This is a genomic window from Micromonospora sp. CA-248089 (assembly GCF_050948515.1).
In the GTDB taxonomy this organism is placed as follows: domain Bacteria; phylum Actinomycetota; class Actinomycetes; order Mycobacteriales; family Micromonosporaceae; genus Micromonospora.
Genome location: NZ_CP192016.1, coordinates 4,978,717 through 5,000,010 on the forward strand (window position 1 = coordinate 4,978,717; position 21,294 = coordinate 5,000,010).

19 protein-coding genes are annotated in these 21,294 nt (G+C 73.4%); 8 read left to right on the forward strand and 11 right to left on the reverse strand.

Annotation, left to right across the window (positions count from 1 at the left end):
• Positions 1–155 precede the first annotated feature (155 nt).
• Positions 156–1,244 (reverse strand): YihY/virulence factor BrkB family protein, encoded by a 1,089-nt coding sequence (locus ACQP26_RS23275; RefSeq protein ID WP_433494006.1) that lies wholly within the window; start codon positions 1,242–1,244, stop codon positions 156–158.
• A gap of 962 nt (positions 1,245–2,206) precedes the next feature.
• On the opposite strand from ACQP26_RS23275, the gene ACQP26_RS23280 reads away from it, so the two are divergent.
• The 5 genes from ACQP26_RS23280 (at position 2,207) to ACQP26_RS23300 (ending at position 9,218) form a co-directional block, all read left to right on the forward strand.
• Complete coding sequence (locus ACQP26_RS23280) at positions 2,207–4,453, forward strand: TRAP transporter permease (protein ID WP_433494007.1); 2,247 nt, start codon at positions 2,207–2,209, stop codon at positions 4,451–4,453.
• The gene (locus tag ACQP26_RS23285) at positions 4,429–5,448 is read left to right on the forward strand and encodes a TAXI family TRAP transporter solute-binding subunit (protein WP_433494008.1); all 1,020 of its coding nucleotides are present in this window, start codon (positions 4,429–4,431) and stop codon (positions 5,446–5,448) included. The genes ACQP26_RS23280 and ACQP26_RS23285 overlap by 25 nt, the downstream gene beginning before the upstream one ends.
• Positions 5,449–5,512: 64 nt before the next feature.
• Positions 5,513–7,864: a nitrate- and nitrite sensing domain-containing protein gene (locus ACQP26_RS23290; RefSeq protein ID WP_433494009.1), complete on the forward strand. Its 2,352-nt coding sequence runs from the start codon at positions 5,513–5,515 to the stop codon at positions 7,862–7,864.
• The gene (locus ACQP26_RS23295; RefSeq protein ID WP_091421601.1) at positions 7,861–8,253 is read left to right on the forward strand and encodes a roadblock/LC7 domain-containing protein; all 393 of its coding nucleotides are present in this window, start codon (positions 7,861–7,863) and stop codon (positions 8,251–8,253) included. The genes ACQP26_RS23290 and ACQP26_RS23295 overlap by 4 nt, the downstream gene beginning before the upstream one ends.
• Entirely contained in the window at positions 8,250–9,218 is a 969-nt protein-coding gene (locus tag ACQP26_RS23300) for a TAXI family TRAP transporter solute-binding subunit (protein ID WP_269704627.1), read from the forward strand. Before ACQP26_RS23295 ends, ACQP26_RS23300 begins: the two co-directional genes overlap by 4 nt.
• 48 nt (positions 9,219–9,266) lie before the next feature.
• Here the strand turns inward: ACQP26_RS23300 and ACQP26_RS23305 are convergent, their stop codons facing one another.
• Positions 9,267–9,806 (reverse strand): GNAT family N-acetyltransferase, encoded by a 540-nt coding sequence (locus tag ACQP26_RS23305; protein ID WP_269704626.1) that lies wholly within the window; start codon positions 9,804–9,806, stop codon positions 9,267–9,269.
• A gap of 77 nt (positions 9,807–9,883) precedes the next feature.
• Between ACQP26_RS23305 and ACQP26_RS23310 the strand changes: the two genes are divergently transcribed.
• The 3 genes from ACQP26_RS23310 to ACQP26_RS23320 are packed head-to-tail and all read left to right on the forward strand — an operon-like array spanning position 9,884 to position 12,189.
• Positions 9,884–10,807: an ATP-binding cassette domain-containing protein gene (locus ACQP26_RS23310; RefSeq protein WP_433494010.1), complete on the forward strand. Its 924-nt coding sequence runs from the start codon at positions 9,884–9,886 to the stop codon at positions 10,805–10,807.
• Positions 10,808–10,843: 36 nt separating this feature from the next.
• Positions 10,844–11,635 (forward strand): ABC transporter permease, encoded by a 792-nt coding sequence (locus ACQP26_RS23315; protein WP_269704624.1) that lies wholly within the window; start codon positions 10,844–10,846, stop codon positions 11,633–11,635.
• The gene (locus ACQP26_RS23320; RefSeq protein ID WP_269704623.1) at positions 11,632–12,189 is read left to right on the forward strand and encodes a TetR/AcrR family transcriptional regulator; all 558 of its coding nucleotides are present in this window, start codon (positions 11,632–11,634) and stop codon (positions 12,187–12,189) included. Before ACQP26_RS23315 ends, ACQP26_RS23320 begins: the two co-directional genes overlap by 4 nt.
• A 29-nt stretch (positions 12,190–12,218) precedes the next feature.
• Here ACQP26_RS23320 and ACQP26_RS23325 read toward each other — a convergent pair whose 3' ends face one another.
• The 9 genes from ACQP26_RS23325 to ACQP26_RS23365 all read right to left on the reverse strand — a co-directional run bounded on the left by ACQP26_RS23325 (position 12,219) and on the right by ACQP26_RS23365 (position 21,259).
• Positions 12,219–12,761 (reverse strand): hypothetical protein, encoded by a 543-nt coding sequence (locus tag ACQP26_RS23325; protein ID WP_269704622.1) that lies wholly within the window; start codon positions 12,759–12,761, stop codon positions 12,219–12,221.
• Positions 12,761–14,656 carry a DNA primase gene (gene dnaG, locus ACQP26_RS23330; RefSeq protein WP_269704621.1) on the reverse strand — a complete coding sequence of 632 codons (1,896 nt, stop codon included), beginning with the start codon at positions 14,654–14,656 and terminating at the stop codon, positions 12,761–12,763. The genes ACQP26_RS23325 and dnaG overlap by 1 nt, the downstream gene beginning before the upstream one ends.
• Before the next feature lie 73 nt (positions 14,657–14,729).
• Positions 14,730–14,975: a helix-turn-helix transcriptional regulator gene (locus tag ACQP26_RS23335; RefSeq protein ID WP_018787373.1), complete on the reverse strand. Its 246-nt coding sequence runs from the start codon at positions 14,973–14,975 to the stop codon at positions 14,730–14,732.
• Between the two features lie 10 nt (positions 14,976–14,985).
• The gene (locus ACQP26_RS23340) at positions 14,986–15,837 is read right to left on the reverse strand and encodes an ABC transporter permease (protein ID WP_269704620.1); all 852 of its coding nucleotides are present in this window, start codon (positions 15,835–15,837) and stop codon (positions 14,986–14,988) included.
• Positions 15,834–16,808, reverse strand: a complete 975-nt coding sequence (locus ACQP26_RS23345) for an ABC transporter ATP-binding protein (RefSeq protein WP_433494011.1) — start codon at positions 16,806–16,808, stop codon at positions 15,834–15,836. Before ACQP26_RS23345 ends, ACQP26_RS23340 begins: the two co-directional genes overlap by 4 nt.
• Before the next feature lie 44 nt (positions 16,809–16,852).
• Positions 16,853–18,472 (reverse strand): BCCT family transporter, encoded by a 1,620-nt coding sequence (locus ACQP26_RS23350; RefSeq protein WP_433494012.1) that lies wholly within the window; start codon positions 18,470–18,472, stop codon positions 16,853–16,855.
• A gap of 164 nt (positions 18,473–18,636) precedes the next feature.
• Positions 18,637–19,473 (reverse strand): siderophore-interacting protein, encoded by an 837-nt coding sequence (locus ACQP26_RS23355; protein ID WP_433494013.1) that lies wholly within the window; start codon positions 19,471–19,473, stop codon positions 18,637–18,639.
• 39 nt (positions 19,474–19,512) lie between these two features.
• The gene (locus ACQP26_RS23360; protein ID WP_433494014.1) at positions 19,513–20,742 is read right to left on the reverse strand and encodes a deoxyguanosinetriphosphate triphosphohydrolase; all 1,230 of its coding nucleotides are present in this window, start codon (positions 20,740–20,742) and stop codon (positions 19,513–19,515) included.
• 163 nt (positions 20,743–20,905) lie between these two features.
• Positions 20,906–21,259, reverse strand: a complete 354-nt coding sequence (locus ACQP26_RS23365) for a VOC family protein (RefSeq protein ID WP_269704615.1) — start codon at positions 21,257–21,259, stop codon at positions 20,906–20,908.
• Positions 21,260–21,294 lie beyond the last annotated feature (35 nt).

Below are 21,294 nucleotides of genomic sequence, written 5' to 3' on the forward strand. Positions count from 1 at the left end.
TGTGTCCGACACAGTAGGAGCCTTCCGGGCCGCATGTCCATAGCTTCGGCACGTCCGATGCAAACTTTTGTCCATACGAACAAAAGCAAGATCCGGATCATGAAAACGCGCCGCCCCGCCCGGGTCACTTCCGGGCGGGGCGGCGCGATGTCGGGTCACCGGGAGGGCGCGCGGCCCTTCTTGCGCAGCTTGCGGTCGTCGCGCAGCTCGACGTAGGGCTCCTCGTCGACCGAGTGCCCGGCCGCGATGGCGCGGCTGCGCTCCAACTCGGCGTCGAACTCCGCGCCGAGCAGGATCGCCACATTGCTCAGCCAGAGCCACACCAGGAAGATGATCACGCCGGCCACCGCGCCGTACGTCTTGTTGTACGAGCCGAAGTTGCTGACGTAGAGCGCGAACAGCCCGGACACCACCAGCCAGAGCACCACCGCGAGCACGCCACCGGGGCTGACCCAGCGGAAGCCGCCGTGCCGGGCGTTCGGCGAGGCCCAGTAGAGGATCGCGAACATCAGGCTCACCAGCACCAGCAGCACCGGCCACTTGGCGATGTTCCAGACCGTCACGGCGGTCCCGCCGAGCCCGATCGCGTTTCCGGCCTGCTCGGCCAGCCCGCCGGTGAACACCACGATCACGGCGCTGATCAGCAGCATCACGCCGATCACCGCGGTCACGCCGAGGCGTACCGGCAGCGTCTTCCAGATCGGCCGTCCCTCCGGCACGTCGTAGATGCTGTTCGAGGCGCGCATGAACGCGGCGATGTAGCCGGAGGCCGACCAGAACGCCGCCGCCAGACCGACGATCGCCGCGATGCTCGCCAGGCCGCCGGACTGGCCGGCCTGGTCGATCGCGGTCTCGATGACGCGGCGGATGTTCTCCTCCGGCACCGCCTGCCCGACGGTGTCCCGTACCCCCTCGGTGGCCCGGTCGCCGAGCAGGCCGAGCAGCGAGATCAGCACCAGGACGCCCGGGAAGATGGAGAGCACGCCGTAGTAGGTGAGCGCGGCGGCCCAGTCGGTGAGGCTGTCGTCCTGGAACTCCCGGACGGTCCGCTTGAGGGTCGCCATCCAGCCCGTCGCCGACAGGTCGGCCGGGCTGTCCGGTCCGTCGTCCGGCCCCACCGGCCCCACGTGCTCGCGCCCGCCGGACCGGTCCTGCCCGGCGCGGGCGTCGTCGCGCGCAGCGGGGACGTCGCGCGCGTCGCGGGCGTCGTCGTGGACGTCGTGGGCGTCGTCGCGGGCGGCCATGGCACCTCCTCGTCGTCATGTCGTCCCGCACGACATGCCCTGACGAGGGCAGCGGTAACCACCGCACCCGCAAACCGGCCACCCGGCCACCCGGCCGCCGCCTGCCCGCTCTCCGCCGCCCTCTTCCCCGTCGGCGCTTTCACTCCCTCGCCGCCTTTGCTCTGCAGCCACCCGCGCGGCGGACACGCTCCGTCACCGTGTGCGCCGATGGATGCAGAGCAAAGGCGGCGGGAGGCACCCTCTCACCGGCGCCCCACCGCACCCCGCCCGAGATCTCGGCGAGCCGTCGCTCCGCCGCGACCACCCGTCGCCGCCATCTCGACGACGGTCACGACGAGTGGAACGTCACGGGTGTGAAACGGGGCCGGAAGCACCCATGGCGTTCCACCCACGAAGGGTCGGTCACCGTCCGTCCGCCGGCCGGCGCGCCAATGGGGCGCGGCGTACGGGGCGGCGCGGTCGGGGGGCACCGACGGGGCGCGTGATCTGTCTTCCGATGCCGCCACCTCGGCAGAAAGGACGGCGCTCGCGGAAACGCGGAGCGGAGAAGACGCACTCCGCGCATTTCCCGTCCGGGCGGGTACGCCGGGCGCGAGCGCGCGCGAACCGGCGCGCCCCGCTGCGACAGACGTTGTCCGCGCGCGTCAACGCGGACGACACACCCACCTCAGTGGACACGTTGCGTGACGGCAAGCATCCCGGGACACGCCCATTCTTCATCGTTGTAAACCTTGCGGGAAGTAGGCCGCGAGAGACCCCCTCCCGGCATTGCGAAACTGTTTCAAGAAATACGTGCCACGAGTGAGCGACGCTCCATTCCGTCACTCATTGCAATCATGATCGGCAATGTTCCCACCGTGCGCGCTATTCGCGTATCGTGCCCGATCGTGCCGCCCGTTCGCCCCTCCGACGCCACTCCCCCGAAACCCCGGCCGCCGTCCGGCGGACGATCGGGGTCCGACGTGGACGCCGAGGTGGTGTCACTGCCGCCGGACGAGGGCAACGTCGGCGGCCCCGAATGGGCCGACGACGGGCCGGGCGAGACGCACCACCACAGCCACGCCGGACACCACCACACCCGCGGCGACGCGGACCGCGACACCGCGGACGAGAGCCCGGAGCACGCCCCGGACGGATCGCACCCGGACACCCGCGAACTCGCCGCCCGGTTCGAGGACGAGAAGCCGGGCCGGGTGCTCGCCGGACCGGTCGGCCTCCTCTTCACCGGCGTCACCGTCGCGGTCGGTCTGCTGACGCCCTGGCAGGTGTTCTTCCCGCTGGCCCAGGGCAGCAAGTACTACCTCATCTTCTTCCTGGCCGGCGTCCTGCCGATGGTGTTCCTCGCGTACCCCTCGGGGGTGCGGCTGCGGCGGACCGCAGCCGACACTGACGACCGGCACGGACCGACGCCGGTGGACTGGCTGCTGGCCGTCACGGCGCTCGTCGTCTGCCTCTACCCGGTACTGCCGGTCACGATCGGCGCCGCCGGCGGCGGGTACGACGCCTTCCTCGACCGGCAGGGGCTGCTGGATCCGCTGGACGTGGCGTTCGGCACCGGGCTGCTGTTCCTGCTGCTCGAGGCGTGCCGGCGCACCACCGGATGGATCCTGCCCGCGGTGTGCGTGCTGTTCCTCGGGTACGGCTACTACGGCGGCCTGCTGCCGCAAGCCTGGCCGGTGGCGCACGCGGGGCTCGACTTCGGGCAGCTCGTAGACGCGTTCTACAACTCCGACAGTGGCTTCTACGGCACCCCGCTCGACGTGGCCGCCTCCTACATCGTCCTGTTCACCATCTACGGCGCGGTGCTCAACCTCTCCGGGGCGGGCCGGTTCTTCGTGGAGCTGTCCGCCGCCGCGTTCCGCCGTTCCGGTACGGCCGCCGGCCGCACCGCCGTCGCCTCGGGCTTCCTGCTCGGCACGGTCTCCGGCTCCGGCGCCGCCACCACCGTCAGCATCGGCGCGGTGACCTGGCCGATCCTGCGGCGCGCCGGCTACCCGGCCGAACGCGCGGGCGGCATGCTCGCCGCCGCCGGTGTGGGAGCGATCCTGTCCCCGCCGACGCTCGGCGCCGCCGCGTTCATCATCGCCGAGTACCTGGGCGTGTCCTACCTCCAGGTGCTCGGCTGGGCGACGGTGCCGACGATCCTCTACTACCTGGGCATCCTGCTCTCCGTCGAGATCGACGCCCGGCGCTCCGGGGTCCGGCCGGTGGTCATCGACACCGGCTCGGCCTGGCGCCTGCTGGGCCGCTTCGGCTACCACTTCCTCTCGCTTCTCGTGATCATCCTGGTGCTGGCGCTCGGCGCGTCCGCGATGCGGGCGGTGGTCATCGCCACCGCGCTCGCCGCGGTCCTGTCCTTCCTGGACCGGCGGCACCGGCTCACCCCGGCCCGGCTGGTGGAGGCGCTGCGCGACGGCGTACGCGGGGTGCTCGCGGTGACCGCCGTCTGCGCCGCGGCCGGCATCATCACCGCCACCACCACGAAGACCGGCCTCGGGCCGCAGGCCGCCGCGCTGCTGATCGACGGCGCGCAGGCGGTCAGCTCGGAGCCGGCGGTGGTGCTGGCGCTGACCGCCGTGCTCGCCGCGGTCGCGCTCAGCCTGCTCGGCCTCGCGGTGCCGGTCACCGCCTCCTTCGTCATCGGCTGGGTGATCATCGGTCCGGCGCTGCTGAACCTGGGCGTCGAGGCGCCCGCCGCGGCCATGTTCGTCTTCTACTTCGCGGTGCTGTCCGAGGTCTCGCCGCCGACCGCGCTCGCAGCTGTCGCCGCCGCCGCGGTCACCGGCGGCCGGTTGGTGCCGACCATGTGGCAGACCCTGCGGTACGCGCTGCCGGCGTACCTGATCCCGCTGGCCTTCGTGATCACGCCGACCGGCCTCGGCCTGCTCGGCATCGGCGGCGCCGGGCGGATCGTGACGGCCGGCCTGGTGTCGGCGTTGGGCGTGGCCGTGCTGGCGGTCGCGGCCGGCGGCTGGCTCCCGGGTGTGGGCCCGGCCGGCGTGCCGGAGCGGATCGTCGGCGCGATCGCCGGACTGGTGCTGCTCTGGCTGGAACCGCTGCCCATGGCGATCGGCGCGGCGCTCGCCGCGCTCGCGGTCGTGGGCGTGTACGTCCGACGTGGCGCCGCCGGACACCCCGGCCGCCCGGCGGTCGAAGAATCCGTGGACCTTGGGGAGGAGAGAGAGTGGGACGGATCGACGCGAGGATAGGGGCGGGCGTCGGGGCACTTGTCCTGGTCGCCGCCGGTGCCGCCGGCTGCGGGGGCCGTCAGGACGGCGCGGAGAAGGACGACGCCGCCCGCGAGGTCAGCTGCAAGGTCACCAAGGACACCCGGGTCGGTATCGCCACCGGCAACGCCACCGGCGTCTACTACGTGGTCGGCAACGCGCTCGCCGGTGAGCTGAGCAAGACGACCGACGGCAAGCTCACCGGGACGGCCGCCGAGACCGGCGCCTCGGTGCAGAACGTCGAGCAGCTCGTCGCCGGCCAGTACGACGTGGCGTTCTCGCTGTTCGACACCGCCGTCAACGCGGTGCAGGGCAAGGGGAGCTTCACCGCGCCGCAGCCGGTCAAGGCACTGGCCCGGATCTACGACAACTACACGCAGGTGGTGGTCCGCGCCGACGCGGGGATCACGTCGGTGGCCGACATGAAGGGCAAGAAGATCTCCACCGGCTCGCCCAAGTCCGGCACCGAGGTCATCGCCAACCGGCTGCTCACCGCCGCCGGGCTGGACCCGGCCAAGGACATCCAGGCGCAGCGGCTGGACCTCACCAAGACCGTCGACGGCATGAAGGACGGCAGCATCGACGGCTTCTTCTGGTCCGGCGGCGTGCCGACCGGCGGGGTGACCGACCTGTTCACCACGTCCGGCGACAAGGTGAAGTTCGTCGACATCAGCCCGCTGCTGCCGAAGATGGCGGAGCTGAACCCGGCCTACCAGGCGGGCACCATCGGCAAGGACATCTACCGGACCCCGGCCGACGTGCCCACCATCGTGGTGCCGAACGTGCTGCTGGTGCGGGACAACCTGGACGCCGACGTGGCCTGCGCGATCACCCGGACGGTCTTCGAGAAGAAGGACGCTCTGGCCCAGGCGAACCCGGCGGCGAAGGGCATCGAGCTGGGCAACGCCCGCAAGACCGACCCGGTGCCGCTGCACCGCGGCGCGGAGCGGGCGCTGAGCGACCTCGGCGCGAGCTGACCCGAACGGGCCGGGCCCGGACGCGCGTCCGGGCCCGGCCCACCGACCCGACCCGGAGACCCCCGTGCCGCTGCCCCACCCGGCTCGCGTACGCCGGCATCACCGCTCCGCGGACCGCACCGGACGCCTCCGCTCGGTCCGCGTCCAACTGCTGGCCCCGATCCTGGTGGCCACCGCCGGCCTGGTCGTGCTGGGCGCGGCGCAGACCGACGCCGCGCTCGACGCGTCCACCGACGCCGACCGGGCCCGCGTGCTCGCCGGCACCGCCACCGCGACCGTACGTCTGGTGCACGAGCTGGAACGCGAACTGGGCGAGACGGCCGCGTTGCGCCAGCGCGGTGGTACGTCGGGCCGCCCGCTCGTGGACGCGCAGCGTCGCCGGGTGGACACGGCTGTGGAGCGCTACCGCGCGGCGCAGGGTGACGCGCGCCGGGCCGCCCCCGACCTGGCACCCGTGCTCAACGACGCCAGCCGGCGCCTGGACAAGCTCGCCCCCACCCGGGAGCAGGCGGTGGCTGGCGAGGACGCCGACCCGGCGTACGTGTCGCTCGTGGAGTCCCTGCTCGCGGTCGCGGACGCGCTGCCGAGCCAGCTCCGCGACGCCGACCTGGCCAACCAGGCCCGTGAGGTGGCAGCGGTGGCCGCCCAGGAGCATCTGTCCTCGCTGGAGCGCGACCTGCTACGGGCGGTGTTCGTCCGCGGTGGACTGCAAAGTGGCGAACTGGCCCGGCTGGGCCGGCTGCGGGGTGCCCGGGAGCAGCGGCAGGCCGAGTTCCTGCGGATCGCCTCCGACTCGTCGAGAACCGCCTGGTACCGCTTGGTCGATGGCGCCGACGTGACCACGGCCCGCCGGATGCGGGACGCCGTCCTCGACCTCGACGGCGCGCCGGGCACGGTGGAGATCGACGGCGACGCCTGGTACGTGGCGCAGAGCGGCGCGATCCGCCGGTACAACCTGCTCGGCCGGGACCTGTCCGACGGGCTGGACCGGGACGCGGCGGACCTGGCCGCGGCGGCCCGGCTGCGCGCGGTGCTGACCGCCGGTGCGACGAGCACCGTCGCGCTCGGATCGCTGGTCACCGCCGTGTTGCTGGCGGTCCGCACCAGCCGCCGGTTGCGCCGGCTGCGGGTGGCCGCGCTCACCATGGCGAACCGGGAGCTGCCGGAACGGATCACCGCGATCGCGGCGGGCGAGGGCACCCCGGCGGAGGGTGCGGCGACCCGGATGACCGACGGGATCAGGCGGGGCCGGGACGAGGTGGCGCAGGTCGCCGAGGCGTTCGACACGGTGAACCGGGCCGCGTTGCGGCTGGCCGGCCAGCAGGCCGAGTTGCGGCTGGACGTGACCCGGATGGCGGAGGCGCTGGCCCGGCGCATCCGGACGCTCATCACCCGGCAGCTGCGGCTGCTCGACGACTTCGAGCGCGAGGAGACCGACCCGGACGCGCTGGCCCGGCTGTTCGCGCTGGACCACCTCGCCGCCCGGTTGCGTCGCAACGGGGAGAACCTGCTGGTGCTCGCCGGTGGTGAGCCCGGCCGGGGGCACGAGGGCGCGTTGCTGCTGGAGGACGTGGTACGGGCGGCGGCCTCCGAGATCGAGGACTACCCGCGGGTGGAGATCGACGTGCCGACCGCCGCAGTGCACGGCGCGGCGGCCGGCAACCTGGTGCACCTCCTGGCCGAGCTGCTGGAGAACGCCACCGTCTACTCGCCGCCCGCGGCCCGGGTACTCGTCGACGGCCGGCGCACCGTTGACGGGCTGGTGCTGCGCGTCCACGACCAGGGCATCGGTGTCAGCGAGGGCCGGCTGGCCGAGATCAACGAGCGGCTGGCCGCGCCGGCCACGCTCTCCAGCGCCGCGGCGGGCAGCATGGGCCTGCACGTGGTGGCCCACCTGGCTGCCCGGCACGGCATCCGGGTGCAGTTGCACAACCCCGGCACCGGAACGGTGGCGCAGGTCGACGTACCGGAGTCGGCGCTGACCCGGGTCGAGTCGGTGGCGTCGCGGCCGATGGTCGAGCGGCGACCGCGCGCCGCGGCATGGTTCAAGTCCGGGCCCGCGGCGCGGTCGGCGGCCGGCAGCCGCAGCCTCGTCACCAGCGCCACGCCCGTCGGCCCGGTGCGCGGCGTCGCCGCCGTCCGCACGCCGGGAGGCGCGTTGCTGGCGCCGAGCACGGCCCGGATCCGGCCGGTGAGCGGGCCGCCGACGCCCGTCCCGACCACCGCCGCCGGGCTGCCCCGGCGGCAGGTGGGCGGCCACCTGCCCGAGCCGATGCCGGACGCCACCGCACCGCCGCCGGCCGTCGACCTGCTCGACCCCGAAGTGGTACGTGCCCGGCTGTCCGCCCTCGCCGAGGGGGTGGCCAGCGCGACCCGCCGTGCCCCGAACACCACACCCACCGGGAGAAGACCATGACCTCACCGTCCTCCGCCGGCCTGGACTGGCTGCTGGCGAACTTCGCCGAGCAGGTGCCGGACGTCTCGCACGCGCTCGCGGTCTCCGAGGACGGGCTGCGGCTGGCGTCTTCGCCGGACCTCGCCCCGGACCAGGTCGACCAGCTCTCGGCGGTGATCAGCGGGCTGGCGAGCCTGACCGTGGGCGCGGCCCGGTTGATGTCCGCCGGCCGGGTGCGCCAGCAGATCGTCGACATGGACGGCGGGGTGATGCTGGTGATGGCGGTGGGTGAACGGGCGCTGCTCGGCGTGCTCGCCGCGCCCGGCTGCGACCTGGGCCAGATCGGTTACGAGACGGCGACGCTGGTGCAGCGGGTGGCGGAGGCGCTGGAACCGGCGGTCCGCCGGTGACCGGCCGTGCGGTGCGGCTGACCGCCGCGCTGATGACGGCGGTGCTGGTGGCCGGCTGCGCGGCCGAGGACCCGGCCCCGGAGGCGTGGCACGGTGGGCGGATCTTCCTGGCCACCGGCAACACCACAGGCGTCTACTACCAGCTCGGTGGCGGATACGCCGACCTGATCACCCGTCACCTGCCCGGGTACGAGGCGCGGGCGGAGCCGACCGGCGCCTCGGTGGAGAACATCACCCGGGTGGCGAGCGGGGACATGGAGATCGCGTTCAGCCTGGCCGACACGGCGGCGGACGCGGTGGACGGGCGTGGGGCGTTCGACAAGCAGCCGCAGGCGGTGCGCGCGCTGGCGCGGGTCTACAGCAACTACACGCACGTGATCGTCCGCGCCGACGGCAAGATCCGCAGCTTCGCCGACCTGCGCGGCAAGCGCATCTCCACCGGTTCGCCGAAGTCCGGCACCGACATCATCGCGGGGCGCCTGCTCACCGCCGCCGGCATCGACCCGAACCGGGACATCCAACGGCTCAACCTGTCGCTGCCGGAAACGGTGAAGCAGATGCGGGCCAAGGGCCTGGACGCCATGTTCTTCTCCGGCGGTCTGCCCACACCTGGCGTCAAGGACCTGCTGTCCTCCGCGCCCGGCACGTTCCGGCTGCTGCCGATCGACGAACTGATCGAGCCGCTGAGCGCCCGCTTCGGCGCGGTCTACACGACCGCGACGCTGCCGAAGGAGGTCTACGGCACCCCCGCGCCGACGCCGACCATCACGGTGGCGAACGTGATCCTGGTGGCGGCGGACATGCCGGAGCAACTCGCGTACGACCTGACCCGGGTGCTGTTCACCTGGCAGGGGGAGCTGATCCAGGTGCACCCGGAGGCGGCGAACTTCAACCGGTCCAGCGCCGCGGCGACCCGCCCGATCCCGTTGCACCCGGGCGCGCAACGGTTCTACCGCACCGGCTGAGCGCAGGACCGTGCCGCCTCGGCCAGCGCCGGGGCGGCACCACTGCGGCTACGGCGTCCAGTCGCGCCGCAGCAGGCCGTAGAGCACCAGGTCGGTGTAGCCGTCGCCGTCGTACTCGCGGTCCCGCTGGGTGCCCTCGTGGACGAACCCGCATCTCTCGGCGGTACGCCGCATGGCCGTGTTGCCGGCGAGCGTCTCGATCTCCAGGCGCCGCAGGTTGCGGTTGCGGAAGCCGTACCGGCAGAGCAGCCGGATCACCTCGGTGCCGTAGCCCTGACCGCGCGCCTCCGGCAGCAGGGTGATGCCGAGGTGGGCGTACCCGTTGAAGGTGTTGATGCCCCACAGCACGCCGGTGCCGAGGAACGTGCCGTCGGCGACGGTCTCGGCCAGCAGCGACACCGCGGCGTCGAGCGCCGGCTGCTCGGCGGCGCGTTTCTCCAGCCGGGCCCGGACGTGGCCGACGTGGTGCGGCAGGAACGGCCCGTCGTCGGTGACCAGATGCAGTTCCGGATCGGCGTTCAGCCGGAACAGGTCCGGCGCGTCGTCGGGGGTGGGCGGGCGCAGACGGACGCGCTCGGTGGCGAACATGCCGTGACGCTAGCGGCGGGCGGGTGGGTCGACAATCGGATTTGGCTCCCCTACCGACCGGTCGGTAGGGTGACGGCATGACCCCGCTCGTGCTCGCCTCCGCCCTGACCAAGACCTACGGGACCCGGGACGCCCTGCGCGCGCTCGACCTCACCGTCGCGCCCGGCAGCCGGTTCGTCGTGCTCGGCCACAACGGCGCCGGCAAGTCCACGCTGCTGGAGATCGTCGCGACGCTGCGCACCCCGACGTCCGGCTCGGTACGCGTCGGCGGGTTCGACACCGTCACGCAGGCCCGGGAGGCCCGGCGCCTGATCGGCCTCGCGCCGCAGTCGAACGCCCTGGACCCGCTGGCCTCCCCGACGGAGGTGCTCGACTTCCACGCCGTGGCGCTCGGGCTCGGCCGCCGTGAGCGGGCGCGCCGCACCCGGGAACTCGTCGACCTGTTCGGCCTGGGCGAGCACCGCTCGACCCGGGTGGCCAAGCTCTCCGGGGGCACCCGCCGCAAGCTCGACCTGGCCGTGGCGCTCGTCGCCGAGCCCGCCGTGGTGATCCTGGACGAGCCGACCACCGGCCTGGACCCGCTCGCGCGCATCGACTTCTGGACCGAGCTGACCCGCCTCAACCAGGCCGGCACGTCGCTGCTCCTCTCGACCCAGGACCTGCACGAGGCGGACGTGCTCGCCACCGAGATCGCGGTGCTCCGGGACGGCCGGGTGGTCGCCCAGGGCCCACCGGCGGCGCTCAAGCAACGCGTCGGCGCCCGTACGCTCACGCTCGACCTCTCCGGCGCCGCCGCCGCCACCGCGTTCGCCGCCGCGTCCGAGGCCGGATTCCGCGCCGATCCCGACCGGCCGGACCGGGTACGCCTCAGCGTGCCCGACGACCCGCGTGCCCTGGCGAAGGCCCTGACCGAGGCCGGCGACGCCGCCGCCGACATCACCCGGCTGCACCTCGCCGAGCCCTCCCTCGACGACGTCTTCGTCGCCCTCGCCGCCCGCTGAGGCGTGACCCCACCGCACCCCGAAAGGCCCGGATCCGTGCTCCCGCTCGCAGTCACCCCGCCCCGCCGCTCACCGGCCCCCGTCGTCCTCGCGGCGATCAGACGCTCCACGCGCGCCGTGCTCCGGACGCCCGCGCTGCTGGTCGCCCCGGTCGCCCAGTCCCTGTTCTTCCTGCTCGTCTACGCCGGGCAGCTCGACTCCGTCGGCAGCACCTACCTGGACGGGACGAGCTTCATCGCGTTCCTGCTGCCGCTGATCCTGCTCACCGGCGTCGCCACCGGCGCGGGCGCCGCCGGCACGCTGGTGCTGGGCGACCTCACCAGCGGATACCTCGACCGCCTCCGGCTCGCCCACGGCACCACGACACCGTTCCTCGTCGGCCCGGCCGTCGCCGCGCTGATCGCCGTCGTCCTCCAGATGGCGGTCACAGTGGCCGGGGCCACCGCGATCGGCTACCGGCCGGCGAGCTGGTCCGGCGTCGCCGGGATGCTGCTGCTGATGCTGGCCCTGGGCCTCGGCGTCGCGCTGCTGAGCATGGCGCTCGCGCTCCGGTCGGGCTCGGCGTCGGCCACCAACCTGGTCACGCTCGTCGTGTTCGGCCTGTCGTTCTTCACCGGCGTGTTCGCGCCGGTCGACGAACTCGCCGGCTGGATGCGGGTGATCGCCGTCGCCAACCCGCTCACCTATATCGTCGACACCGCCCGCCAGCTCGGCGGCGACGCGGCGCTCACCGCGGCCCCGATCGGCGTCGCGGCGATCGTCACCCTCGCCGTCGCCGGGACCGCGGCCTGCGCCCTCGCCCTCCACCACGCGAGGAAGAACCGATGAGCCCAGCCGACACCCGCACCCAGATCATGGACGCCTTCGCCGAGCAGCTCCGCGCGACCGGCTACCAGGGCATCTCCCTGGTCGGCGTGGGCCGCAGCGTCGGCATCCAGAAGCCGTCCATCTACCACCACTTCCCCGGCGGGAAGGAGGATCTCTACATCGCGGTGGCGGAACGGTACATCCGGGACGTCGGTGGTCGGATCGCGGCGGCGCTGGCCGGCCCCGGCGACGTGCCGCAGCGGCTGCTCGCGCTCGCCACCGTCGCCGCCGGTCAGCACGGCGACGCGGTCACGTTCGAGCAGCGCATCTACGACACCCTGCCGCTCGTCTCCGCCGAGACCAGCGAGCACGTCTCGGGCCTCTACGTCGCCCTGATGCTGGCGCCGGTGACCCGGTTCTTCGCCGACGCCCGGGCCGAGGGCGCCGTCACCGGCGAACCGGAGTTCCTGATGAACGCGTTCCTGCACCTGGCCCGCGCGGCCGACCTCACCGACGAGACCGGACCCGCCCGGGTCGTCGCGCTCTTCCTCGACGGCGCCCGCCCACGTGCCTGACCCCGTGTGACTCCGGGCGTGGCGCGGCCTCAGGCGTCGGCGGGGGCGGTGGCGGCCCGCGCCGCCGCGACCAGCCGGGCGGTCTCGTCGGTCACCGCCTCGTCGTCGGCCGGCGTCCCCGGGTCGTAGCGGACCGTCCAGGTCAGACCGTCGACCCCGGGCACCCGCCGGGCCGCGATCCGGCCGGAGCCGCCGGGCACCTCGTGGTGCGAGGTGTACGCCACCGAGCCGGTGACCCGGGCCCGGACCTGGTGCGGCAGGTCACCCGGGTCGACGAGCAGGTACGTCCCGGGGAGGCCGTCCGCGACCACCAGGTAGCCGTCGCGCTCGGCGACCGGCTCGGCCGGCGTGACAGTGAGTTCCCGGCCGGACCAGACCGCCTTGAGGATGTCGTGCCAGCCGAGGCGGTCCACCCGGCCGGGCAGCCAGAGCCCGCGGTTGCTGGCGACCAGCACGCCGTCGTTGCCGCCCTCGCCGGTGCCGGCGGCGGCCCAGGCGAGCACCCGCTCGTCGGCGGCCAGCGGCGGCCGGTCGGCCGACGGGAGTTTCGGCCGGCGGTTGAACAGACCCATCACAAACCTCCGGCGGCCTGCTCGCGCAGTGCCCGTGCGTGCTGTTCCAGCGAGAGCAGTTCCCCGAACAGGGCGAAGTACTCGTCCTTGTTGCTCACCGGGTTGATCCGCTGGATCTTCGACTTCAGGTCACGGATGCGGCCGGTGACCGAACTCCACTGCAGCCGCGCCATGGTGATCGAGACGTACCTCGGGTCCGGCTCGCCGTCGATGCGCAGCGGCTCCACCGCCAGCTCACCGATCAGCGCCTGCCCGGCCAGGTCGTCGCACGCGTCGCGGACCCGCTCGATCCAGACCGCGCCGCCGGTGGCGGCGGACGCGCCGCCGGCCGCGGCCACCGCGGCGCGTACCGAGACGTGCACCGGGTGCTGGTAGTCGGTCACCTCGACCGCGTCGAACATCGGGCCGGCCAGGACCGGCTCCTGCAACGCCAGCTTCAGCGCCTCCCGCTCCACCATGGACCGAGGGCTGTCCACGCTGGGCGCGGGCCGGCCGGGGCGCGCGGGTGCGGCGGGAGCACCGGGCGCGGGTTGCCCGTTCGCCGCGCCGAGCACCGCGCGCTGCACCGGCTCGATCTCCATGCCGAGGTCACCGGCGAGCTTGCGGACGTACTCCGGGCGCTTCTCCCGGTCCTTGATCTTCGCCACGAGAGGCGCGGCGCGGCGCATGGCCTCGACCCGGCCGTCGACGGTGTCCAGGTCGAACCGGCTGATCACGTGCCGGAGGGCGAAGTCGACCAGCGGCTCGCGGCGGGCCACCAGGTCGCGTACGGCCAGGTCGCCCTTGGCCAGCCGCAGCTCGCACGGGTCCATGTTGTCGGGGCTGACCGCGATGAAGGTACGCCCGACGAAGCGTTGGTCGTCCTCGAACGCGCGCAGCGCGGCCTTCTGACCGGCCGCGTCGCCGTCGAAGGTGAAGATGATCTCGCCGGCCCGTTCGTCGCTGTCGAACAGCACCCGGCGCAGCACCGAGATGTGGTCGCCGCCGAACGCCGTGCCGCAGGTCGCCACCGCCGTCGGCACGTCGGCCAGGTGGCAGGCCATCACGTCGGTGTAGCCCTCGACCACCACCACCTTGCCCTGCTTGGCGATCTCCCGCTTGGCCTGGTCGATGCCGTAGAGCACGTGCGACTTCTTGTAGATCGGCGTCTCGGGGGTGTTCAGGTATTTGGGGCCGTCGTCGTCGTCGAAGAGCTTGCGGGCGCCGAAGCCGATCACGTCGCCGGTGATGTCCCGGATCGGCCACATCAGGCGGCGGCGGAACCGGTCGATCAGCGAACCGGAGCGGGCCGGGCGGGACAGGCCGGCGGTGACCAGCTCGTCGTGGGTGAAGCCCTGCTGGCGCAGGTGCTTGGTGAGCAGGTCCCACCCGTCGGGGGCGAAGCCGCAGCCGTACCGCTCGGCGGCGGCCCGGTCGAAGCCGCGCCCGGCGAGGAACTCGCGGGCCGGGCGGGCGCCGGCGGTGCTGAGCTGGGCGCGGTAGAACTCGACGGCGGCGGCGTGCGCGGCCACCAGGCGCTGCCGCTGCCCCTGCTGCGGGCGGGCACGCGGCGCGGACCTGTCGTCCTCGACGTAGCGCAACTGGATGCCGGCGCGGGCGGCCAGCCGCTCGACCGACTCGACGAAGCTGAGGTGCTCCGCGTCCATCAGGAACTTGATCGCGTCGCCGCCGACCCCGCAGCCGAAGCAGTAGAACACGTTGCGGGCGGGCGAGACGTTGAACGACGGGCTCTTCTCGTCGTGGAACGGGCACAGCCCCTTGAGGTTGCCGCCCCCGGCCGACTTGAGCGTCACCACCTCGGAGATGACGTCCGCGATGGCGGTGCGCTCGCGGACCAGCGCGATGTCCTCGTCCCGGATCCGCCCCGCCATGACCGCCACCCCCTCGGCGTACATCCTGCCCTGCCGGACCGACGTTGCGGCGGCCGGGGGGACGGGCGTGTGGCCGGCCACGCCCGCCCCCGCCGGCTCAGGCCGAGCGGGCCGTCGCGGGGTCGCCGATGCGCGGGAACGGCTCGATGGAGAAGACCACTTCGACCGGCACCTCGAAGTACGCGGCGATGCGCAACGCCAGGTGCAGGCTGGGCCGGAACTCGCCGCGCTCCAGGTAACCGACGGTCTGGTAGTGCACACCGAGCGCGTCGGCCAGTTGCCGGCGGGAGATGCCCCGTTCGGCGCGCAGCACCGCGATGCGGTTGTGCACGGTCTCGCTCATCGACGCCCTCTCATCCGACCCGCTGCATGGCCCGCTCCCGCCGGGCCGCGACCCGCGAGCCGGACTCCCGGCGGGCCATCCGGCGCAGCACCACCGGGGCCAGCACGAGCCCGAGCACCGCCCAGGCGCCGAGCACGCCGACCGTCTCCAGGTGCCGCCAGGAGCCGCCGAGTTCGACGGCCGCGAGGTCGCCGGGGAGCAGCGCCGAGCGCATGCCCAAGCCTAGCCAGTAGAGCGGGAAGACCTGGGCGACGCCCTGGAGCCAGCCGGGCAGGCCGTTGATCGGATAGAAGATGCCGGACAGCGCGATCAGACCGAAGATCGGCATCACCACCAGGCCCATGTTGCGCGGGTTCTCGATCAGCGAGCCGATCACCGCGCCCAGCGGCAGCGTCGCCACCAGCCCGAGCGGCACCACCCAGGCCAGCGTGAGCCAGGCGCCCGGGTCGCCGAGCCGCAGCCCGTCCAGGAAGAACAGGCCGGGCGTGAGCTGGATGACCACGCCGATCAGCGCGACCGCCGAGACCAGCACGATCTTGCCGACCAGGTAGCCGAGCATGCCGTCCGGGATCGCCTTGGCGCGCAGCAGCGTGCCGTCCTCCCGGTCGATGACGAGCTGGTTGGCCAGCCCGAGCAGGCCGCCGAAGAGCAGGCCCATGCCGAGCGCGCTGGGCAGCGTACGGGCGCCGAGCGAGAAGTCGGTGCCGGGCACCGTCGAGCCGCGCATCCAGAACACGGCGACCAGCAGCACCACTGTGGGGAAGAAGTAGGTCCAGAGATCCTGGCCGTTGGTGAACGTGGCGCGCAGCTCGATCGCGCCGCGCCGCAGCCCGGCCCGCAGCGCGTTCGTGGTCGGGTTCATCGGTTCGCCTCCTGCTGCCACACCCGCTCGGCCCGGCCGGTACGGATGCCGGTCTCCTCCTCGTGCACCAGCGCCAGGTACGCGTCCTCCAGGCTGGCCCGGCGCACCTCCAGCTCGCGCACCCCGTCGCCGTGCTCGCGCAGCAGGTCGCGCAGGAAGGCGGTGGCGTCGGCGGTGGCGTGCACGTACCGCTCGCCGTCCCGGGTCCAGCGCACCTCGGCGTCCCCCGCGACGCGCCGGGCGAGCTGGTCGGGCGAGCCCTCGGCGATGATCCGGCCGCCGGCCAGGATGAGGATGCGGTCGGCCAGCTTCTCCGCCTCGGCCAGGTCGTGCGTGGTCAGCACGATCGTGGTCTCGTCCAGGTCGGCCAGGCGGTGCACCAGCTCGTGGAACTCGCGCCGGGCGGCCGGGTCGAAGCCGACCGTCGGCTCGTCCAGGAACAGCAGCTCCGGGCGGCCGACGATGCCGACCGCGACGTCGAGCCGGCGGCGCTGTCCACCGGAGAGCCGGGACACCCGGCTGCCGGCGTGCGCGGTCAGGCCCACCGTCTCCAGCAGCTCGTCGACCGGCCACGGGCGCGGGATCCGGTCGGTGCCGTACGGCGCGTAGAAGTCGCCGAGGTGGGCGAGTAGTTCCCGTACCCGCCACTTGCCGTGGTCGCGCCAGGACTGGAGGACCACGCCCAGCCGGGCCCGCCACCGCTCGTCGCCGCGGGCCGGGTCGACGCCGAGCACCCGCACCGTGCCGGCCGAGGACAGCCGGAAGCCTTCGAGGATCTCGATGGTGGTGGTCTTGCCGGCGCCGTTGGGCCCGAGCAGCGCCACCACCTCGCCCCGCCGGGCGGTCAGGTCGACGCCGTGCAGCACGTCGACGGCGCCGTAGCGCATGCGCAGATCCCGCACGTCGAGGACGAGGTCCTCGTCGGGAGGTCGGGGGGACGCGACGGCCCCGGGGAGTTCGACCGCAGTCATGCCTCGGAATGTAGCACTCATACTACAAACAGAGGTACCCCCACTCAGGAGCGAGGGCGGTGGAACCAGCGTGTGACGGGGGCCGGCTCCTCCTCCTCGTACGACCGGGCCGCGTTCACCGCGGCGGCCAGGCCGGAGCGGCGGGGCCTGGGCCCGGCGCGCAGCACCGGATCGGCGGCCATCTCCCGGAGCACCGCGACGGCCAGGCCCAGCATCACCACGACGAACGGCAGCGCGACCAGGATGGTCGCCTGCTGCAGCGCGGCCAGCCCGCCGGCCAGCAGCAACGCCGCCGCGACAGCGCCGATCAGCACACCCCAGAGCACCACCACCCCGCGGTGCGGCCGCAGCGCGCCACGCGAGCTGAGCGAGCCGAGCACCAGCGACGCCGAGTCCGCGCTGGTGACGAAGTAGAGGGCGATCAGCACCATGGCGAGCACGCTCGTCAGCGTGGCCAGCGGCAGCGCGTCGAGCAGCCCGAACAGCGCCTGCTCGGACCCGGCTTCCACGTCGGCCACCAGGTCCCGGGTGCCGGTGGTCTGCGTACGCAGGGCGGTCCCGCCCATCACCGCGAACCAGACGGTGCTCGCGCCGCTGGGTATCAGCAGCACCCCGATCAGGAACTGGCGGACCGTACGGCCGCGTGAGATGCGGGCGATGAACGTGCCCACGAACGGCGCCCAGGAGATCCACCACGCCCAGTAGAAGATGGTCCACGAGCCCAGCCAGGCCGGATCGGAGAACGCCCCGGTACGCGTCGACATGCGCACCAGGCCGCTCAGGTAGTCACCGACCGAGGCCGGCAACACCTCCAGCGTGTAGACGGTCGGACCGACCACGAACACGAACAGCATCAGTACGACGGCGATCAGCACGTTCGTGGTGGACAGCCACTTGACGCCCCGGTGCAGTCCGGAGAAGGCGGAGACGACGAAGGCGAGCGTGAGCGCGCCGATGATCGTCAGCTCGACGGCCCGGCCGTCCGGCACACCGGCCACCAGGTCGAGGCCGGCCGCCACCTGGAGCGCGCCCAGCCCGAGACTGGTCGCGGAGCCGAACACGGTGGCGAAGACGGCGAGCAGGTCGATCGCGCGGCCGAGCGGGCCGTCGGTCCGGTCGCCGAGCAGCGGCGTGAACGCGGACGAGATGCGGTTGCCCCGCCCCTTGCGGAACGTCGAGTACGCCAGGGCCAGCGCCGCGATCGCGTAGATGCCCCACGGATGCAGCGTCCAGTGGAAGAGCGTGTACTGCATGGCGGTCGCGGCGGCGGCCCCGGTCTGCGGCGCGACGCCGGAGGCGGGAGGCGGCGTCGCGTAGTGCTGGATCGGTTCGGCCACGGCGAAGAACACCAGGCCGATGCCCATGCCGGCGCTGAACATCATGGCGACCCAGGCCAGCGTGTCGAACTCCGGCTCGTCGTCGTCGGCGCCCAGCCGGATCCGGCCGAACCGGGAGGCGGCCACGACGACCGCCAGCACCAGGAAGGCGTCCGCCGCGACCACGAAGAACCAGCCGAACGTGCTCACGGTCCAGGCCAGGCCGGACTCGCCGAACCGCGCCAGTGAGCCCCGGGCGAACACGCCCCAGGCCACCACGGCCAGCACGCCGGCCACGCCGAGCCCGAGCACCACCCGGTCGACCCGCTTCCCCACGTCTTCCCCCATGGCCCCATCCTGGGCAGCGCAGCCGCCCGGGTAGGACGAAACGCCCCACTCCGCCTCCGTCGATCATGGAGTAGTGGCGCCCGGAATGCCGGTTCCATGCCGGTATCAGAGGTGCCACAACTCCAAGATCGGCGCCGGGAGCGGGGCGGCGAGTGCGGGGCGGGTCAGGACACGACGGCGGCGGCCTCCTCGGCCTCCACGGCGGCGTTCCAGGCCGGCTTGGTGGACCGCCAGCCCTCGTCGTCCAGGCCCTGCCGCCAGTAGCCGGAGATGGACAGGTCACCCCGGGGCACGCCGCGTTCGACGCGCAGCAGCCGCCGCAGCTCCTTCATCGCGCCGGCCTCGCCGTGCACGAACGCGTGCACCCGGCCGGGCGGGAACTCCAGCGCCCGGACCGCCTCGACCAGCGGCTCACCGAACGGGCGTCCGTCGCGGTGCAGCCAGCGCACCTCGATCTCGCCCGCGCCGGCCAGGGGCAGCTCGTCGGCCGGGCTGCCGACCTCGACGTACACCTTCGCCCGCGCGCCCGCCGGCAGCCGTTCCAGGGCGGCGGCGATGGCCGGCAGCGCGCTCTCGTCACCCGCCAGCAGATGCCAGTCGGCGTCCGGGTCCGGCGCGTACGCGCCGCCCGGCCCAGTGAACAACACCCGGTCGCCGGGACGCAGCGCCGCCGCCCACGGCCCGGCCAGACCCTCGTCGCCGTGGTGCACCACGTCCACCGTCATCTCACCGGCCGTGGCGTCCCAGGCCCTGACCGTGTACGCGCGCAGGCGCGGCCACTGCTCCGCCGGGAACTCCCGCTTGACCGTCGCCAGGTCCACCGGGTGCGGGTAGGTCACCCCGGCCGGCGGGAAGACGAACTTGACGTAGTGGTCGGTGTACGCGCCCACCGGCAGCCCGGCCAGCTCCGGACCCCCCAGCACGAGGCGGATGAGGTGCGGGGTGGGCCGCGTGGTCCGGACGACCGTGGCGGCGGTGAGCTTCTTCGGGCGATCCGTCATACTGCTTAGGCTAGCCTAAGCTCCGGCGGGGTGATCCGGTCAGCTCGGCGACACCAGACGGGCATGCCAGGCCAGCGCGGCCGGATCGGTGAGCGAGGCGACCTGGTCGACCACCACGCGCAGCCGCCCGGCGTCGTCCGCCGCGTCCCGCCACAGCGGCGCGAACACCGGGTCGAGCGCGTCGGGCGCCCGGTCCAGCAGCGCCGCGACCAGCCCGGCCAGGACGTCACGCTGCCGCGCGTAGCGGTCCTCGGCACCGGGGCGGCGCATCACGTACCGCAGCGCGATGCCCTTGAGCAGCGCACACTGCGCCCGGATCCGGCGCGGCACCACCAGGTCGGCGGCGTAGCGGCGGTGCGGACCGGGACCGTGGCGCTGCTGCGTGGCGTCCACCACGCGGGAGACGAACCGGCCGGTGAGCACACTCGTGGTGGTCTTCAACGCGGCGAGGGCACGGTGGCTGCCGTCGTACGCGGCCAGCGGGGCGAGCACCGGATCGGCGAGCAGGTCGGCCAGCACCTCGCCCAGGTCCTCCGGCGCCTCGCCGGAGTACGTGGCGGCCACGTCGGCGCAGAGCGCCCGCCGCTCGTCCGGGTCGGCCAGCAGCGGGCGCAGGTCCACGTACCCGCCGTGGATGCCGTCCTCGACGTCGTGCACCGAGTAAGCCACGTCGTCGGCCCAGTCCATCACCTGGGCCTCCAGGCAACGGCGCTCGCCGGGCGGGGCGCCCTCACGCAGCCAGTCGAAGACCAGGCGGTCGTCGGCGTACACGCCGAACTTGCGCTCGCCGGGGCGGCGCGGCCACGGGTACTTGCTCACCGCGTCCAGCGCGGCCCGAGTCAGGTTCAACCCGGCCGAACGCCCGTCCGGGGTGAGCACCTTCGCCTCCAGCCGGGTGAGCACCCGCAGTGTCTGCGCGTTGCCCTCGAACCCGCCGCAGGTGGCCGCCAGCTCGTCCAGCGCGTACTCACCGTTGTGCCCGAACGGCGGGTGGCCCAGGTCGTGGGCCAGTCCGGCGGTGTCCACCACGTCGGGGTCGCAGCCCAGCCGGGCGCCCATCTCGCGGGCGATCTGCGCGACCTCCAGCGAGTGGGTCAGCCGGGTACGCAGGAAGTCGTTCGTGCCGGCGGTGTGCACCTGGGTCTTCGCGGCGAGCCGGCGGAACGCCGCCGAGTGCAGTACGCGGGCGCGGTCCCGCTCGAACGGCGAGCGGCCGTACCCGGTGTCCTTGGGCGCCTCGTCGACCAGCCGCGCCGCGTCGCCGCTCACTTCTCCCGGACGCGCAGAAGGTCGCGACTGCGGGGCTCGCAAGACCGGCTCACTCCTCGCGCTCCCGGACCGCCGAGGTCGCGACTGCGGGGCTCGCAAGACCGGCTCACTCCTCGCGCTCCCGGACCGCCGAGGTCGCGACTGCGGGGCTCGCAAGACCGGCTCACTCCTCGCGCTCCCGACGCACGCAGAACTCGTTGCCCTCCGGGTCGGCGAGCACCGTCCACTCCACGTCTCCCTGGCCGATGTCGACGTGCCGGGCGCCCATGTCGACAAGGCGCTCCACCTCGGCCTCCATGTCGGCCGGGCGCAGGTCGATGTGCAGCCGGTTCTTTCCCTCCTTCGGCCCGGCGACCGGGACGAAGACGAGACCGGGCAGCGTGTCGGGGGTCCGGCGGATCTCCACCTCGTCCGGCTTGTCGGTGATCACCTGATAGCCCAGCGCCTCCGCCCACCAGCTGGCGAGCCGGGACGGGTCCCGGGCGTCGACTACCAGGTTCTCCCAGACGGCGGTCATGTGGACACCCCTCCTGATCGACACGCGGCGGAAGC